The organism is Nocardiopsis chromatogenes YIM 90109 (genome assembly GCF_000341185.1).
Classification (GTDB): Bacteria; Actinomycetota; Actinomycetes; order Streptosporangiales; family Streptosporangiaceae; genus Nocardiopsis_A; species Nocardiopsis_A chromatogenes.
Genome location: NZ_ANBH01000117.1, coordinates 1 through 16,324, shown reverse-complemented (window position 1 = coordinate 16,324; position 16,324 = coordinate 1). Strand labels below are relative to the sequence as shown.

Annotated in this window: 14 protein-coding genes; 2 read left to right on the top strand and 12 right to left on the bottom strand. The window is 73.0% G+C overall.

Going from position 1 to position 16,324, the window contains the following annotated elements:
• Positions 1-11 precede the first annotated feature (11 nt).
• From D476_RS0111955 to D476_RS0111910, 12 genes are all read right to left on the bottom strand, one after another.
• A complete protein-coding gene (locus tag D476_RS0111955; protein WP_017624187.1) occupies positions 12-683 on the bottom strand; it encodes a TetR/AcrR family transcriptional regulator in 672 nt (223 codons plus the stop codon).
• Between the two features lie 196 nt (positions 684-879).
• Positions 880-1,053: a helix-turn-helix domain-containing protein gene (locus tag D476_RS40080; RefSeq protein WP_394296930.1), complete on the bottom strand. Its 174-nt coding sequence runs from the start codon at positions 1,051-1,053 to the stop codon at positions 880-882.
• Positions 1,043-3,670 (bottom strand): AAA family ATPase, encoded by a 2,628-nt coding sequence (locus D476_RS0111950; RefSeq protein WP_160167440.1) that lies wholly within the window; start codon positions 3,668-3,670, stop codon positions 1,043-1,045. The genes D476_RS40080 and D476_RS0111950 overlap by 11 nt, the downstream gene beginning before the upstream one ends.
• Positions 3,671-3,909: 239 nt before the next feature.
• Positions 3,910-4,998 carry a methyltransferase gene (locus D476_RS0111945; protein WP_017624186.1) on the bottom strand — a complete coding sequence of 363 codons (1,089 nt, stop codon included), beginning with the start codon at positions 4,996-4,998 and terminating at the stop codon, positions 3,910-3,912.
• 56 nt (positions 4,999-5,054) lie between these two features.
• The gene (locus tag D476_RS0111940; protein WP_017624185.1) at positions 5,055-6,695 is read right to left on the bottom strand and encodes a serine hydrolase domain-containing protein; all 1,641 of its coding nucleotides are present in this window, start codon (positions 6,693-6,695) and stop codon (positions 5,055-5,057) included.
• On the bottom strand, positions 6,695-7,567 hold the full coding sequence (locus D476_RS0111935; protein ID WP_017624184.1) for a class I SAM-dependent methyltransferase: 873 nt from the start codon (positions 7,565-7,567) through the stop codon (positions 6,695-6,697). Before D476_RS0111935 ends, D476_RS0111940 begins: the two co-directional genes overlap by 1 nt.
• Complete coding sequence (locus D476_RS38475) at positions 7,564-8,253, bottom strand: Gfo/Idh/MocA family protein (RefSeq protein WP_017624183.1); 690 nt, start codon at positions 8,251-8,253, stop codon at positions 7,564-7,566. Before D476_RS38475 ends, D476_RS0111935 begins: the two co-directional genes overlap by 4 nt.
• A gap of 5 nt (positions 8,254-8,258) precedes the next feature.
• Positions 8,259-8,687: a Gfo/Idh/MocA family protein gene (locus tag D476_RS38470; protein WP_204366983.1), complete on the bottom strand. Its 429-nt coding sequence runs from the start codon at positions 8,685-8,687 to the stop codon at positions 8,259-8,261.
• Between the two features lie 7 nt (positions 8,688-8,694).
• A complete protein-coding gene (locus D476_RS38465) occupies positions 8,695-9,339 on the bottom strand; it encodes a hypothetical protein (RefSeq protein ID WP_017624182.1) in 645 nt (214 codons plus the stop codon).
• Positions 9,340-10,003: 664 nt separating this feature from the next.
• Complete coding sequence (locus tag D476_RS0111920) at positions 10,004-11,092, bottom strand: Gfo/Idh/MocA family oxidoreductase (RefSeq protein WP_017624181.1); 1,089 nt, start codon at positions 11,090-11,092, stop codon at positions 10,004-10,006.
• 6 nt (positions 11,093-11,098) lie between these two features.
• Complete coding sequence (locus D476_RS0111915) at positions 11,099-12,733, bottom strand: Rossmann-fold NAD(P)-binding domain-containing protein (RefSeq protein WP_026123437.1); 1,635 nt, start codon at positions 12,731-12,733, stop codon at positions 11,099-11,101.
• Positions 12,734-12,846: 113 nt separating this feature from the next.
• Positions 12,847-13,833: a 3-oxoacyl-ACP synthase III family protein gene (locus D476_RS0111910; RefSeq protein ID WP_026123436.1), complete on the bottom strand. Its 987-nt coding sequence runs from the start codon at positions 13,831-13,833 to the stop codon at positions 12,847-12,849.
• Positions 13,834-14,604: 771 nt separating this feature from the next.
• Here D476_RS0111910 and D476_RS0111905 point away from each other — a divergent pair.
• Entirely contained in the window at positions 14,605-15,735 is a 1,131-nt protein-coding gene (locus D476_RS0111905; protein ID WP_017624178.1) for a pectate lyase family protein, read from the top strand.
• A gap of 143 nt (positions 15,736-15,878) precedes the next feature.
• Positions 15,879-16,324 (top strand): SAM-dependent methyltransferase (locus D476_RS0111900; RefSeq protein WP_017624177.1); only part of this gene is annotated, 446 nt, incomplete at its 3' end.

Here is a 16,324-nt window from a genome sequence, read left to right as displayed (position 1 = left end):
CAAGGGGTGCGTCAAGAGGCGCCGCCGGGCACGGGGGCGTAACCGGCGCGGGCGAGGGCGGCCATGCGGTCGAGGAGGCCGTCCCAGACCCGCCGGGACTCCTCGGTGACCGCGCCTCCGGTGGCAGCCTCCCAGTGGCCGACGACCACGAGGCAGCCGCTCACGAAGGCGCCGCAGGCCAGGTCCACCTCGAAGGGGTCGACGCCGGGGTGGTGGCGGCGCAGGGTCGCCGCGAGCCGTGTGTTGAGGTCGGTGAAGGCGCGCTCGAACAGCATGGCCTGGCGCGGTCCGGGTTCGGGGCGGTCGCCGCCGAGGATGCGCTTGAGCCGGGGGACGAGCTCCACCATGCCGCCGTCGCGCACGGCGTCGACGAGGCGGTCGACGAGCCGGACCTGCTCGCCGGGACCCACCGGGGCCCCGGCGAGGGAGGCGTCGATCCCGTCGACGACGGCCTCCAGCTCGCCGCTGAGCACTTCGAGGACGACCTCGTCGAGGGAGCCGAAGTGGTTGAAGACGGTGCGCCGGGAGACGTCGGCCCGCTCGGCGAGCCGGTCGACGGTGAAGTGCGCGCCGTCGGTCTCGTGCATGAGGGCCGAGGCGGCCCCGACGATGGCCTGCCGGTGCCGCGCCTTGAGCGCCTCCCGCCGATCGGCGCGCGCGGTTCCCGGACGGTCGTGCTGCATGGGACCCAATCTACGAGCGTCGATGCACTGAGTGCAACGACGCACTGAGTGTAACGAGTCACACCCGGGACGGAGGTGGTGCCCGGTCGGGGCCGACGGCCCGTCGACGGTGGGGCACGGGGCCTCCCGGTGCCCCGGTGCAGATGCCGCAGCCCGCACTGGGACCGAAAGGCCCTCTTCCCATGCGATCGCCGAGTCAGGCCGATCGGCGCTCTTCGTGTCGGGCGAAGGGGCCGAGCAGTCGCGCCAGTTCCGAGCGCCCCTCGACCGAGAGCTTGCGGTACACGCGGGTCAGGTGCTGTTCGACCGTGCTGACCGTGATGTAGAAGCGTTTGGCGATCTGGCGGTTGGAGCGGCCCTCAGCGGCCAGGAGGGCGACCCGCCACTCCGCTTCCGTGAGGGCGGACCGCGCGTGGGTCGCGCCGGCGTCCGGGCCCGCGCCGGGCGTCGCGACGTCNTAGGGCTGCCGAAGCCTCCGGTCCCGCGCCGGCCGTGAGCCTCTCGTAGGGCACACCGCACTCGTCGGCGAGCCACTTGGCCTCCTGCAATAGGGAACGCGCCTCCTGGTGGGCGCGGTCCTCCATGCGCACCCGGCCGAGGTCGACGAGCGCGTAGGCCAGGTCGAGACGGGCGTGGCACTCCCGCAGGACGGATACGGCCTCCTCCAGGTACCGCTCCCGCCGATCGGGGTCGCCGACGGCCGCCATGACACGCAGGGCCCGGCCCCGGGCCGGACCGCCGTCCAGTTCCGCCAGTTCGCCTTCGGCCAGCTGCCGGGCCCGCTCCCGCCGACCGATGGCCAGGTACGCCTCGGCGGCACTCGTCCGCCAGCGCGCGACCCGGTTCAGCCGGTCCAGACACCACCCCGATGCCGCCTCGCATGCGGTGAAGTCGCTCAGGGCCGCGTTCGGACGCCCCGTGGCCAGATAGTGGCCCCCGCGCGCCAGGAGGTACCACGAGCCGAACCGCGTCCGGAAGAGGATGTCCGGAACCGGGCGCTCAAGGTAGCGGGCGGCCGTTTCGGGTCGGCCCAGGAGCGTGTGCGCGACCACCGCCGTGCTCAACGGCGCACTGAGGAACACCCCCCACCCCTCGTCGGGGAGGAGTTCGAGCGCGGAGTCGGCGAGTTCGGCGGCCCTGCGCAGGTCGCCGCGGGCCAGTGCGGCGGCCGCGCGCAGGCTGGCGGAGGCCGCGTGGGAGGCGGGGAAGGAGTCGGCCGGGTACCGGGCCATCAGCTCCTCTCCCATCCGCTCCGTGAGCGGGAGCGCGCCGTAGAGGAAGAGCGCCGTTCCCACCAGGCCCGCCGCGCTGCACTCCTGGGAGCGCTCCCCTTCCGGTCCGGCCAGCGGGACCGGGGCCGTCGCGGGGTCGCCCCGGTGGGGCGCGGTGTGCACGTGCGCCGGATCGGCCGGAAGGTCGGCGGGATCGACCGGCAGGCCCAAGATCCGCTCGATGGAGGCGGCCATGGTGGCCGCGATCTCCGGGGCGGCATCCCCGGAGCCGCCCGGCGCCCCGAGTTCTCTGGGCGGGTCGGTGTGGAAGAGCGCGAACACCATCCGTGCGGCCCGGATCCGCTCATGGCCGGAGGGGGCCTGGGCGTCGAGCCCGGCGATGCGCACACCGACCTCGTGCGCCTCGTCCTGCCGACCGAACCAGAGCAGCCACGTAAGGAGGAGGGACAACCCCTGGCCGTCGAGCAGCCCGGACCGCATGGCGGCCAGGAGGCGGGGGAATTCCAGGGACGCGGCGGCGGGATTGATGTGCCACAGGGTGGCGACCAGTTCCAGCACCACGGCGCACTGTTGCCGGGGATCGAGGTCGGCCCGGTCGGCCAGCCGCAGACACCGCACCGCCTCCTCGGTGCGCCCCTGGCCGGGCAGCCGTTTGGCAGCGGTGCGCAGGATCTTCACCTGCGTCGGCGTCGGACGCTCGTCCGCGGCGACCAAGTGGCCCGCGATGGTCTCCGCCTGGGCGCCCTCCTCCGTCAGCAGCTCGGCGCACAGGCGGTGGAGGCGGGCGCGCTCGACACGGTCCATCGAATCCAGAACGGCGGACACCGCGGCGGGGTGCCGGAACCGGACGCCGTCCAGCAGCCCGGCCCGTCCCAGGGCCCGGACCCGGCGGCCGGTGACGGCGCTCCCGTCGCCCAGGAGGCGTGCGGCCCGTTCGGGGGTGGCGCAGCCGTCGAGCACGGCGAGCACGCGTGCGCACTCCAGCAGGGCCGGATGGCGGTGGAGCAGACTGAGGTAGGCCGCGGCGAACTCCCTGCCCACCCGGACGGGGGCCGCCGGTTCCTCCGAGCCGTGCGCCTCGGCGCCGTGGAGCCCGGGGTCGTCGCGGAGCAGGGCGTGGACGAGCGCGCGGTTCCCGCCGCTGACGCCGTGCAGGTGGGTGTACAGCCGTTCCGCCGACGCGGCACCGGCCCTTCCCTCCAGGAGGCGCCGGACCTCGAAGGCCGTCAGGGGACGGAGCTCGACCATACGGACACCCGGGACGTCCAGGAGGTCCAGCTGCCCGGCACCCTCCTCCCCCCGCACGCCGACGGAGGTCAGGACGACGACGACCCCCGTGGACTGCGCGCGCCGGGCGAGGTGGAGCAGGCATCGCCAGGAGGCCGGATCGGCGTGGTGGGCGTCGTCGACCGCGACCACCAGCGGGGTGTCCCGGGCGTGCCCGCCCAGCGCGGCGGACAGGTCCCGCAGGAGGTCGGCGGGCACCTTTCCCCTGTGCGCGGCCGACGCACCGGTCGCGATCAGCCGCGTCAGAGCGGTGCGGCCGCCCCGGGGGAGGTCGGGGGAGGAGGCGAGCTGCTCGAGGACGGCGTAGGGGAAGTCGCGTTCGGCGTGAAATCCCGCGGCGGACAGGAACGGGACCCCAGCCGCCTCAGCCGAATTCCGAAAACCCCTCATCAGCGCCGTTTTCCCGGTCCCCGGCCCCCCGTACACCACGAGGCTGCCGCCTCGATTCCACTGGCCCGTCCCCAGCATTTCCTCGAATGTCCTCAGGCACGCGTCAGGGGTTCCCGTCCTCATCCGACCGCCTCAAATATCCAGACACAGGCTCTTCGAACTGGGGGATGAACAAGAAGAACGATCCAGCAGCATTCGGAACCGTATCGGATCACTGACCGCGAGTGGCCGGTCCGGGGGCCGCGGCGACCGTTTCTGACGGTTCCTTGACGGCGGGGGCGGGGCCCGCCCGGCCACGTGGTCCCCGCCCGGTGCCCTCACTTCACGGCGACGACCATGTACTCGGGGCCGTCCAGATGGCTGACGGCGATGTCGCCGAAGCCCGCTTCGGCCATCCATCCCCGGCACTGCGCACCGGTGTACCCCCGCCCTCCGACGGAGACCAGCGATACGTTGAGGCTGGTCAGCATCCCCATGGTGTTGGTCCGGCGGTCATCGTCGATGAGCGATTCGTAGACCAGGAGCCTCCCCCCGGGCTCCAGGGCCTGGTGGGCCTTGCGGATGAGCATCCGCTTGACCTCCTCGTCCCAGTCGTGCAGCACGTGCCCCATCACGACGACGTCCCCCTCCGGGAGCGGATCGGTGAAGAAGTCCCCGCCGACGAACCGGGCGCGGCCGGCCGCGCCCGCCCGGCCGAGGTGCTCGGCGAACCGGGCGGCCACCTCCGGAAGGTCGAATCCGACGCCGCTCACGTGGGGGTGGGCGCCGAGCACCTGGGCGAGGAACGCGCCCTCGGAACAGCCCACGTCCACGACCGTCCGCACCCGGGACCAGTCGAACGCCTCGGCGATGGCGCGGTTGGCGCCCATGCTGTAGCCGGTCATGGCCCGGACGAAGCCGACCACCTGGTCGGCGGTGGCGAACGCTTCGCCGAAGGTGTCGCCGGCGGGGTCGGCCCGGCGCAGGACGCCGTCGCCCGCCGCGCCGCCGTCCCCGCCCCCCGAGGCCGCGAGGGCGGGGGCGAAGTCGAGCCGGTCCCCGCTGCGCAGCCCCTCGGTGAGCCGGGACCACCAGCCGAACCCGGCGTTCAGGAAGGAGAGGTAGCCGCTGATGTCCGTGACGGGCTTGGCCGGGTCGAGGTACTCATCGGCCACGGGAGCGTTCCGGTAGACCCCCTCTTCGCGTTCCACGACCCCCATGGAGACCAGCGCGTCCAGGAAGTCGCCCGCTCCGCGGCCTTTCACCCCGAGCGCCGCGCACAACTCCTCGCCGTTCCGGGGTCGTCGCGCCAGCTCGGCGAAGACCCCCAGCTCGACCGCGCTCAACAGCACTTTCGAGCGCCAGAACGCAGTGGCGACGGCGATGATGTCATGAGGCGAACGGAGGCCGCCTTCCGGAACGGTCATCGAATTCTCCTTCTGAGAGACGGAGCGGGGATCGGAGAAGGCGGGCACGCCCTGGATCAGGCGAGCCCCAGGTCGGTGTAAACGGCGTCGCAGATGGACAGAGTCCTTTCCCGGTGCTCGTCCTGCATCGTCTTCCCGTTGAGGTGCAGTGCGACCACGAGCCCGGCGTCCGGGTCGGCGAATGCGAGGGAGGTCCACAACCCGTAGTGCCCGAAGGCCCGGACGGAGGCGTGGCGGCTGAACGCGGTGTAGGCATCCCCCAGGTGGCGGGACTCCACCCGGAACCCCAGCCCCCAGTCGGCGTTGCCGAAGGGGTCGGTCAGGCCGACCCTGTGGCGGGCCGTCATCGCCGCGGCGGTCTGGGGACGCAGGATTCGGCCCGCGGAGCCGGCCCCGCCCCGCGACAGCGCCTCGAAGAGGCGCCCGAGGTCGCGCACCGGACCCCGCATGTTCAGTCCGTGGATGGGGCGGGTGCACGCCGCCTCCGTCGCGTACCAATGCGTCGCCTGGGCCGGGAACGCGCCGCCGGTGATATGGATCAGCGGAAGCCGGTCCTTCTCCGCCCGGTACTCCCCGGACGTGAGCACCATCCGGGTGTCGGACATCGCGCAGGGGGCCAGGACCTCCTCGGCCGCGAAGCGCTCGTAGTCACGGCCGTCGACGGCCCGGACGACCTCCGCCAGCAGGAACCAGGCCCACCACGGCGCGTAATTGATCCTCTGCCCCGGCTCTCCCGGGGGGATCCGCATCGTCCGCACCTGCTCGCGGCGGATGCCGACCGGCGCGGCGAACACCCCGTGCAGCGGGTCCAGGGCCATGGGGACCGGTGTGGTGTGCGTGAGCAGATGGTAGAGGGTGATGCGCTCACGGCCCTCCCCCGCAAACCAGGGGAGGTACTCGGCGACCGGGCGCGTCGGGTCCACGAGCCCGCGCTCCCACAGCCGTCCGATGGCCACGGCCCCGACCGTCTTGGAGCAGCAGTACCAGATCGGCCGCGACCGGCGGGTGAAGGGCACGCCCGGCCGGGCGTCGCCGAAGGCGGCGGAGACCGCGGTCCCGGACGGTGCGTGGCCGACGTAGAGCTGCGCCCCCGGCGTGGTGCGGCCGAGCTCGGCACGCAGCGCCGCGACGGTCCGCGGCAGGGCTTCGGCCGCCGCCCGGACGGCGGCGGCCTCCTCGCCGTCCCCGTCCGTGCCTCCCCGGTCCCGATGCGGGGGCCGGGACGGGGGCGGATCGGCCGTCCGGAGGCGCAGTTCCGCCAGCGCCCCGGACACGTCCTGTTCCAGGACGCGGTCGAGGAAGAACAGGAAGAGGAAGGCCCCTTCCAGGCGAAGCCCTCCGTGCTCGAACAGACGCGTCCGCTCCTCCTGGCCTCCCAGCAGCAGGGTCCGTGCGTCGGCGCGGGTGAGGGTGAAGGCGAGCCCGGGCCGCTCGGCTCCGGCCCCCGCGCGGAATCGGAGCCCGCCCGTCGCCAGGTCGGCCGCGATCTCCACGGTGTCCGCCGTCCCCCGGGGCGCGTCGGTGAGGCGCAGGCGGACCCGCACCGCCGAGTCCTGGTCGACCGGGAGGGCGGCGAACAGGGCCGAGGCGCAGGCGAGCCATCCGGTGGAAAACACCGGGTACCGGTCCGGGGCGGGCCCCGCGCACGGGGCCTCCCCTGCGCCCGCCGCCTCCGCCGCGGGGGACACGGGCTCCATCACGGCCTCCCGGCCACGGTGAACCGCACCCGGACGGAGCTGGACAGGCTCCCGTCAGGGGCCTGCAGGCGGGTCAGCTCCCTGTTCACGGCGGCCTCGGCCTCCTGCCGCCGGGACGCGGGCACGCTCTCCCAGAACCTGCGCCCCGCCGTCGACCACACCCAGCGCCACCAGTGATCGGCGTCCTCGAACCGGGTGACGCAGTCCTCCTCGACCGTTTCGGCCCCGGCGAAACCGGCCTCGGTGAGCACGGCGTGCAGCGCATCCACGGAGCGGAACGGGCTGTCCTCGGGCAGCCGGTGGGAGGAGCCCGCAGTGCCGTAGGGGGCGCCGGCCGCGAAGACCGGCTCCCACCGCGGGTCCTGCCGCCCCCACCAGGACACGGCGAACCGGCCGCCGGGCCTGAGGAGCTCGCGGTACCGGGACACCGCTGCCTGCGGCCGGGGGAAGAAGAACAGGGAGATGCCCGCGAGGACGGCGTCGAAGGAGCCTGGGGCGGTCGATACGCCGTCCAGCCCGGTGACGGTCTCGGCGTCGCCGGTAACGGCCCGCGCCTGGGTCAGCCCCAGGCGGTCGATCTCGGCGCGGGCGCGGGCGACCATGCCCGCGGAGATGTCCACCCCGACGGCCTCGCCCTCGGCTCCGACCGCCAGTGCCGCGGGCACCAGCACGGCTCCGGTTCCGCACCCGGCGTCCAGGACGCGCTGCCCCGCGGACGTCCCGGAGCGCGCGACCAGCCGTCGGCCGAGGTCGGCGAAGTGCTCGACACCCACGCGTTCGTAGGTCGGGGCGCTCCGGTCGAAGAGCCCGGCGATCTCGGCCTTCAGCTCGGCCCCCGTGTCCGCGGCACCGCCGTGCGCGACGCTGCTCATGATGCTCCCGCCTCTCCTCGTTCGCCTTCCCGGTGGCCCGCACCGCCGTTGTGCGCCGGGGCGCCGGGGCGGCCGACCGTCCCGGTGCGCGCCGACGCGTAGACGGCCGCGACCGCGTCCACGGCCCGTCGCCCGTCCTCTCCGTCCACGAGCGGGCGCCGGCCGTCGCGCACCGCGTCGCAGAAGTCCGCCAACTGGTCCCGGTGGGGCTGGTAGAGCAGGCCGCTACGGTCCCGGGTGCGGTCCCGCTCCAGTTCCGCGGCGTACTCGGCCGACCGGTCCCCGGCCCCGAAAGCCCCGTGGTCACGGGCCTGTTCACCCTCCCGGGCGGTGTGGAACCAGGCCAGCTCGTCGTCGTCCACCACGACCGAGCCCCGGTCGCCGTTCACCGCGATCCGGGCGGTCCGGCCGGGGTAGGCCGCGGTCGTGGCCAGCAGCGTGCCGACCGCTCCGGAGGCGAAGCGCAGGCTCGCTGCCGCCGTGTCCTCCACCTCGATGTCCCGGTGGGCCAGCAGACCCGTGTGCGCCGCCGCCTCGACCACCGGCCCGGCGAGCCACTGGGCCACGTCCACGGCGTGCACCGCCTGGTTCATCAGGGCGCCGCCGCCATCGAGGTCCCACGTGCCGCGCCAGGTGCCGGAGTCGTAGTAGGACTGCGACCGCCACCAAGGGACGTCGATCAGCACCGAGGTCAGGCGCCCCAGCTCCCCGGCCCCGACCGCCGCCCGGGCGAGGCGGACCGCCGGATCGAAGCGGTGCTGGGAGACGGTTCCGAGNGGGGGGCGGCCGTGCCCAGCCGTTCCGCCGCTTCGGGGGCGACGTCGAGGGGCTTCTCGACGAGGACGTGCTTGCCCGCCTCCAGGGCGGCCTCCCCGATCTCGGCGTGCGTCCCGCTGGGGGTGCACACCACGACCGCGTCCACATCCGCCCGGGCGAGCAGCCCCGCCGTGCTGTGGGGGGCGCACCCCAGGTCGGCTGCCAGGGCCTCGGCGCTCTGCGCGTCGCGCCCGGCGACGCCGACCAGCCGCGCCCGGGCGCTGAGCCCGGGGTCCCCGCGGGTCATCAGCCTCCCGAGGAAGCCGCCGACGGACCCGCAGCCGATGATTCCGATACCGAGCATCAGCGCCTCACCCGACCGGCAGGATCGCGTTGCCCAGGTAGTTCGGCAGCCTGGTGAGGCGGCGCTCCTGGTCGTCGAGGTCGGCGGGGTACCCCTGGCGGTAGCGCCGGGTCACCTCTTCGACCGCCTCCCAGGTCTCGGGCACGGCGCCGCCGTTGTAGCGCGCCGCGAGCCCGTCGTACAGGCTCGTCCCCGGCCGCAGGAAGAGCTGGTTGATGCCGAACCAGGCGGGGATGCCGGCGGCCCAGTCGACCAGCCAGTCCGACATGCACGCCTCGTCGTCGGGCAGGCCCAGGAGGATGAAGGCGAACGGGGTGATCCCGGCGTCGCGCAGCTTGAGGACGGCGTCGCGGACCTGCTTCTCCGAGACGCGCTTGTGCACGCCCGTTCCGGCCACCGCCGGAGACTCCGCCCCGAGCCACATGCCCTGGCAGCCGGCCTCGGCCCAGGCGGTGACGTCGTTCTTCAACACGATCTCGGCGCGCGTCTGGCCGACCCATCCGATGCCCCGGCCGCGCATCCGCGCGCACACCTCGGTATAGAAGGGGCGGTTGATCCCGAAGACGTAGTCGAGGAAGAACTGGAACTCCAGCCCCGCCTCCCGCTGGGCCTCGACCTCGGCGATCACGTCGTCGACCGGGCGGGTGCGCATTNAGGTGGCAGAAGGTGCAGCCGTAGGCGCAGCCGCGGGCCGCCATCACCATCCCGCAGGGGCCGGGCTGGGGCAGGTCGTCGGCGATGACCTCGGCGGTGTAGCGGGACACGGGCACCATGTCGTAGGCCGGGGGCCCAAAGTCCTCCAAGGGGATGTTCGGGTAGGGCGCGGGCCGCTCGGAGACCAGGGAGAGGGGGGAGGAGGGCGCGGTGTCGCCGGACAGGACCGGGTCGGCGGCACCCTCGGCCAGGCTGCGCACCGCGTGCACGGCGGCCGAGTCGGCCTCGCCGAGGGCGACGTGGTCCGTTCCGAGGGATCGCAGGGTGGCCCGGGGCATGTGGGTGCCGTGCGGGCCCACGGCGACGGTGCGGGCACCGGGGAAGCACTCCCGGGCCCGGTCCGCGGCCCGCCTGATCGGACGCAGGTCCAGCGGGTAGCACTGGGCGCGGTCGGCGATGGCGGACCAGACCAGGACGGTGTCGGGTGTGGGCCCCTCCGGGGCCGAGGCGTCGAGCCGCTGGTCCCACACTGCGACCTCGTGGCCGTCGGCGCGGAGCCGGCCGGCGGCGGTGAGGACGTCCAGCGGGACCTGGACGAAGTACTGATCGAACGGGTTCGCGGGGATGACCAGGCAGATTCGGTGCATGAGCGGGTGACCTCGCTATCGGGCGGTGGGACCGGCGGACAGGGCCGGGGAAGGGGCACGGTGCGCGGTGTCGGCCAGGCGGCCGATACGCGCGGTGGGGCGCAGGTCGATCCCCGGCGGCTCGGACTCGCCGAACAGGGCGGACATCGACCACCTCAGCGCGTTGTCCAGGGGGGAGTCGTGGATCAGCCACTCGTTCCGGGTGCCCGGTCCGTCGACGCTCATCCGGTGGGTGTTGCTCGGCAGCGGTGTGCCGTCCGGGAGTGTCGCGGGGGCCAGTTCCAGGCTGATCCGCACAGGGCCGGCGACGGCGTCGACCTGCCGGTGCCGGCTCTCGCCCGCCCCCCGGGGCCGGTGGAGCCACCCGGGTGCGGGCAGGCCCGGCACGTCGGGCCCCGCGATCGTGGAGTACAGCTCCACGGCGGTTCCGTCGATGTCGGTCGCCTCGTGGGCGGCGGTGCTGGTGAGCTCGGGGTCGGCCGCCACCCTCAGCGCGTGCTCGCGCGGGTCGGTGCACAGGTACCGGCCGAAGGCCTCCTCCGGGAGGACGCCGCCGACCAGGGCGAGCATGTGCAGCCACTCGTACCCGAAGATCCCGTGGTCCCGGTCCACGAACCGTCCCGCGGCGATGTCCTCCCTCCGGTCCTTTCCGAACCCCACGCGCAGGGCCTGCAAGGGGTACTCGGCGGCGGGCCCCTTCAGAACGGAGCGAAGGACGGCCATCGCGTGGGCGTGCCGGTACTGGTTCATGACCACGGCGCGGGCCCCGGGGTGGTCGGCGAGCAGCGCCCTGAACCGGGGGAGCTCGCGCGGTCGGCAGACGGGCTTCTCCACCACGATCCGCGCGCGGGGATCGGCGTCGAGCACCTCGGAGAGCACGTGCACATGGGTGGAGGTCGGTGTGCAGATCGACCACGCGTCGACCGCCCTCCCGCCGACCGCGTCGGCGACCCGGCGGTGGGCGCAGGCCCCGGTGTCCTGCGGGCCGAGGGCGGGATCCACCACGCTCACGGCGTATCCGAGGCCCGTGAGCAGCCGTTCGTGCAGGCGCCCGGCCACTCCGTGGCCGACCACGCACACGTGCGTCTTCGCGTCGGAGGCCACGGAGCCTCACCGCCCCGCCGCGCCGGCCGGACCGGAGGGCGTCGGCGCCGCCGGACGGCGGCGGTCCGCGGAGAGGTACTCGTCGTAGTAGGCGCTGAACAGCCCCGCATCGTCGATCGCCCGGTCGACCGGGTCCAGGTGGACGCCGGGGGCGAAGCCGTCGGCGTTCCTGCACACCTCCTTGGCGGCGATGAGGGTCCCCGCCCGGTAGGCGTCGTAGCCGCGGTTGGGGATCCCCTCGTACTCGAACAGGTTGAGCGACCGGCCGTCGCCCAGGAGCGTGGCCGTCCCACCCGTGGGAAGGGTGTAGCGCACTCCGACGGAGGGCACGGCCACGGATTCGAGCCCCGACAGTCCCTCGCTCAGGAGGCTGAAGTCCTTGGTCGCGAACCCGGCGAGGTGGACGCCGTCGGGCAGCAGCGGCAGGTCGTCCTCGGTGAGTGCGGATTCCCCGGTGTCTCCGACGACCAGGAACGGCGTGTGGGCGCTCAGCCCTTCGGCGGCGGTGCGGAAGGCCTCGAAGCCGTGCTCGGCGGCGGTGATGAGCGCGAGGACGTCGGTGTCCACCACACCGACGCGGCAGCCCAGGGAGCGGAGGGCGTGCGCGACGCGGGCCCCCAGCGTGCCGAAGCCCAGGACCAGGACGCGGCGCCCGATGAACTTCTCCCCCGGGAGGATGGCGCGGAGCCTGCGGACGCAGGAGTCCGCGATCTCGTTATAGCCCAGCATGGTCTTCAGTCGCGACCGGGCGACATTGAGGACGGGGACGGCCAGCTCGCCCGGGGCCTCGGCGATGCGCTTCAGGCCGCTCACGGTGAGTTCGATGGCGGCGTCGATGCGGGACTCGCCCCGTTCCCGGGCCCCGCTCCCCTGGGCCAGCAGCCCGCCGTCGTCGACCACGAGGACCTTGCGGCCGGCCGCGTGCGCGCGGCGGATGAACGCGTCGACACGCTCGCCGACGTCGAGGGCGTGGGCACGGGCCGCCTCGTCGGCCGTGCCGTTGATGACGGAGTTGTCGAGGACGTCGCTCTGGTAGCCGTGCTCCAGGAACCAGGCGTGGACGCGATCGCGGTGCAGGGTGCGGTCGCCCTTGGAGAGGGCGAAAACCCATTCCCGGTCGATTCCGGCGCGTTCCATGCCGAGCAGGAAGCCGATGCTGTTCTCGACGTAGTGGTCGCGGAAGACCAGTGCCCAGTCGGACAGCGCGGGCTCGGGACCGGAGTACCGCGCGACCAGGGGCATGGCCCGGACGATGGAGTCGATCTCGGCACCGGTGTAGCACAGCCCCTGCCGGACCAGTCTCTCGGCGACGCGGTCGAAGACGGACCGCCCCTCCTCGGACACGGGGCCGGACGCGGTGAGGAGCACCCGCCGCCGTTCTGGGGCCGGGAGAACGGGGTCCAGGGTGTCGGGCCCGGAATCGGCCAGGGGGACGGTGCGCACATCCAGGCGCAGGTCGCCGATGCGGGCGGTGGTGTGCCCCGAACGGCGGTCCTCGATGTCGGCGCCGGTACCGCGCAGGACGGCCCGCACGGCACGTCCGACCTCCGCAGGGGACATCCGGCCGTCGATCACCTCGAACAGATCGGCGTCACGGACACGGGCGCCGGCCGCCACGGGCTCGGTCGCAGGGACAGACAATTTTCCATCCTCATTTCACGTAACGAATTGTCGGAGCCGGGTCGGACCCGTCTCCCGGTCCCTTCTCGGCCGACGGGAACGGCCGCCATCCGGCGAAGGGCCGGAAGAACCCCCTAGTACCAGAGCAGAACCGCCCCTGCGGCCGACATCCCGCCTCCCACCGCTGCCAGCAGGATCCGCTCGCCGCGCCGGAAAGGCTGCCGCCGCTGCGAGTACCGCATGGTGACGGGAATGGAGGCGGCCCCGGTGTTCCCGAACTCCGGGGCGGTCATCGGGACACGCGCAGGATCGGCCCCGAGCTCGGCCGCGACTTTCTCGATGAGGCGCGCGTTCGCCTGGTGGAATATGAAGCGGTCGATGTCACCGATCGAGAGTCCGGCGTCCTGCACCGTCCCCTCGACGATTTCCGGAAGAACCCTGAGCACGTATTCCCGGACCTGTCTCCCTTCCATTCGGAAAAAGTGCTCGCCCCGCCGGCGCGCCTCGGGCGTCAGCGGCCGGCGGGTCCCTCCCGCCGGAACCTCCACGAGCGCGTGCAGGCTCCCGTGCGAGACCAGCCGCGTCGCGCGGATCCCGTACCCCTCCGGGACGGCGCCGAGCAGCGCGGCACCGGCGCCGTCGCCGAAGAGGCCGACCGTGCGGCGGTCGCCGCGGTCCATGACGGAGGAGTACTTGTCCGCCCCGATGACCAGGGCGTAGGAGCCGTGGGAGGGACGGACTTCGAGCAGCCCCGCGGCGGACTCCAGTGCGTACACGAAACCGGAGCAGACGGCGTTGACGTCGAACGCGGCACCCGGCTCGGTCCCCAGCCCGGCCTGGACCACCGCCGCCGTCGCCGGCTGGGGCCGGTCCGGGGTGGCGGTTGCGACGACCAGCGGGCCGATCTCCCGCTCGGTCGCCTGGGCCCGCTCCAAGAGGTCGCGGGCGGCGTGCAGGGCGAGGTCGGAGGTGGCCTCTCCGGCCGGCGCGTAGCGCCGGCGCCTGATTCCGGTGCGCTCCTCGAGCCATTCCTCCGGCACACCCGCCCACTCTCCCACCTGCGCATTGTCCACCGCCTCCTCGGGAACATGGGACCCTAGCGCGAGAATTCCTATCGGCATACGGCGACCTCCTGGACTCCTGTGCTGGTGGCGGGAATTCGCCCGCATCCACGGCGCCGACCACGACGGCCGGGACACGGCAAATGGAACGCATGCAAACCTTGAACTTACGACGGAGCGTACGAATGAGAGCGCTAACAATCAGAGGGAGGACCACCTCTTCCGACACGAGGAAGAGACCCGTAGCGCGGCGCTGGCAGCCATTTTGGCGATGGACTTCAGGTCGGGCCCGCAAACAGCAATCAGATTCCTCGACCCCGCATGGACCGCGATTCCCAATGGCGTTCCCAGACCCCGTCCCGGCAGAGGGGAACCGGTTGGATCACCCCACGCCCCCTTCCACCTCCCGACTTCACCGCGCCTCGAGCAGGCGGAATAAACCGTACAAAGAAGTACTTTCGTCGATCACCCCCTGACGCCCCCTACAACCCCCTACCCGCAGGCGAGGTCACCGGGGATCACCCGGTAGCGGGAGGACCGCTGCCACCTCCCGGCCTCCGCCCCGCGCCGCCGACAACCCGGGCGTCCGCCGCGCCTCACGTGGGCCCCCGGACCCCCGTTGACTCACTCCCGCGGAGCGCCTAGGTTCTCGGAAAGCGCTTTCTGTACCCGCGAGACGAATCCCCCTACGGGCGCCCCTTCCCCGCACGTCGACCAGAGCCGACGGCACGCACACGGGAACCGCTCCGGGCCCACACCCCGCACCGGTCCGGCGCGTTCCCGCCGCCGACCTCCCCGCACGATTCCAAGCGACCCCAGGAGGCATCCCCCATGGCCGGCCCCATGGAAGGAAACCGCATTCAACAACGTCCCCGGCACGCCGCCCTGGCCGTGTCGGCGGCCGGGGCCCTCGCGGGCGGGCTGCTCGGTGCCGTCTCGCCGGTCTCCGCAGCGCCCGCTGCCGCCGACTCCCCCGTCGGGTACGCCTCGATGAACGGCGGCACCACGGGCGGCTTCGGCGCCGGGACCGTCCACGAGTACGTGCTCAGCGAGTACTGGCCCGGCAGCGGGCACGGCAGCCCCGGCGACGCCCTGTACGCGCTGCTCAAGGAGCACCGCGGCAAGAGCGGTGAGGGACTCGTCGTCCACATCGACGAGACCGTCTCCGCCGACGCCTTCTCCGAGAGCAAGCTGGACGTCAAGGACCTGGAGAACGTCTCCCTCCTGGGCGTCGGCGAGCAGGGCGAGTTCGACGGCGTCGGCATCAACATCCGCAACGCCCACAACGTCGTCGTCCGCAACCTGGAGATCCACCACGTCGACCAGGGCGAGAAGGACGGCATCGGCGTCCAGGCGGACAGCAGCAACGTCTGGATCGACCACAACGAGATCTACAACGAGTTCCAGGGCGCCGACAAGGACCACTACGACGGCCTGATCGACATCAAGAACGGCTCGGAGTACATCACCGTCTCCTGGAACCACCTGCACGACTCCTGGAAGACGATGCTGACCGCGAGCAGTGATGGCGAGAGCGCCGCCTCCGACAAGATCACGTACATGTTCAACCACTTCGAGAACGTCAACTCGCGGGTCCCGCTCATCCGGCGTTCCGAGGTGCACATGCTGAACAACTACTTCGAGGACATCGCCGCCTCGGCGATCAACTGCCGGATGGGCGCGCAGGTGCTCGTCGAGGGCAACTACTTCCAGCGCACCGGTTCGGGCGAGACCGACGGCCACGCCGGGCAGATCGAGGGCCCGGTCGGCTGGTGGTACGGCAGCGACGAGACGGGCTACTGGAACCTGGTGGACAACGCCTTCGAGGAGACCCCGAACGCGCACCTGGAGTCGACGACCGACTTCACCGTCCCCTACTCCTACAACGCGCTCAGCCCCGAGGACGCCAGGGCGCAGGTCGAGCGGAACGCCGGGAACGGCGTCATCGACGCGGCGCCGTGACGGCACCCCCGACGGCACCGTGAGCCGCGACGGCGGGGCGGCGCCGACCGCCCCGCCGTCCCCCGGCCGCCGCGGGTTGACCGGCGCCCTCCGAAACGGAATCGTCGCTCCGGATCACCGCCCCCCTCACCGTGGAGCCCCGGATGAACGACTCCCCTCCCCCGTCCATCGATCCTCAGGTCCCCCACTCCGCCCGGGTGTGGAACTACTGGCTGGGCGGCAAGGACAACTACCCGGCCGACCGCGCCGCGGGCGACGACGTGCTCGCCCGTATCCCCGACATTCCGGACGGGGCCCGCGCCGAGCGCGCCTTCCTGGTGCGGGCCGTCCGCCACCTCGTCCGGGAGGCGGGCATCCGGCAGTTCCTGGACGTCGGCACCGGCCTGCCGACGATGAACAACACGCACGAGGTCGCCCAGAGCCTGGCGCCCGAGTCCCGGATCGTCTATGTCGACAACGATCCGCTCGTGATGGTGCACGCCCGCGCGCTCCTGGACAGCTCCCCTGAGGGCGGGACGGACTACATCGAGGCCGACCTGCGCGACCCCGCGACGATCCTCGCCGAGAGCGCGGCGACGCTGGACTTCGA

What these genes read in the sequence shown, in the direction of transcription:
- D476_RS0111955 (WP_017624187.1), bottom strand. Translation starts at nt 683, where the DNA reads ATGCAGCACGACCGTCCGGGAACCGCGCGCGCCGATCGGCGGGAGGCG.
- D476_RS0111945 (WP_017624186.1), bottom strand. Translation starts at nt 4,998, where the DNA reads ATGACCGTTCCGGAAGGCGGCCTCCGTTCGCCTCATGACATCATCGCC.
- D476_RS0111940 (WP_017624185.1), bottom strand. Translation starts at nt 6,695, where the DNA reads ATGGAGCCCGTGTCCCCCGCGGCGGAGGCGGCGGGCGCAGGGGAGGCC.
- D476_RS0111935 (WP_017624184.1), bottom strand. Translation starts at nt 7,567, where the DNA reads ATGAGCAGCGTCGCGCACGGCGGTGCCGCGGACACGGGGGCCGAGCTG.
- D476_RS38465 (WP_017624182.1), bottom strand. Translation starts at nt 9,339, where the DNA reads ATGCGCACCCGCCCGGTCGACGACGTGATCGCCGAGGTCGAGGCCCAG.
- D476_RS0111910 (WP_026123436.1), bottom strand. Translation starts at nt 13,833, where the DNA reads ATGCCGATAGGAATTCTCGCGCTAGGGTCCCATGTTCCCGAGGAGGCG.
- D476_RS0111905 (WP_017624178.1), top strand. Translation starts at nt 14,605, where the DNA reads ATGGCCGGCCCCATGGAAGGAAACCGCATTCAACAACGTCCCCGGCAC.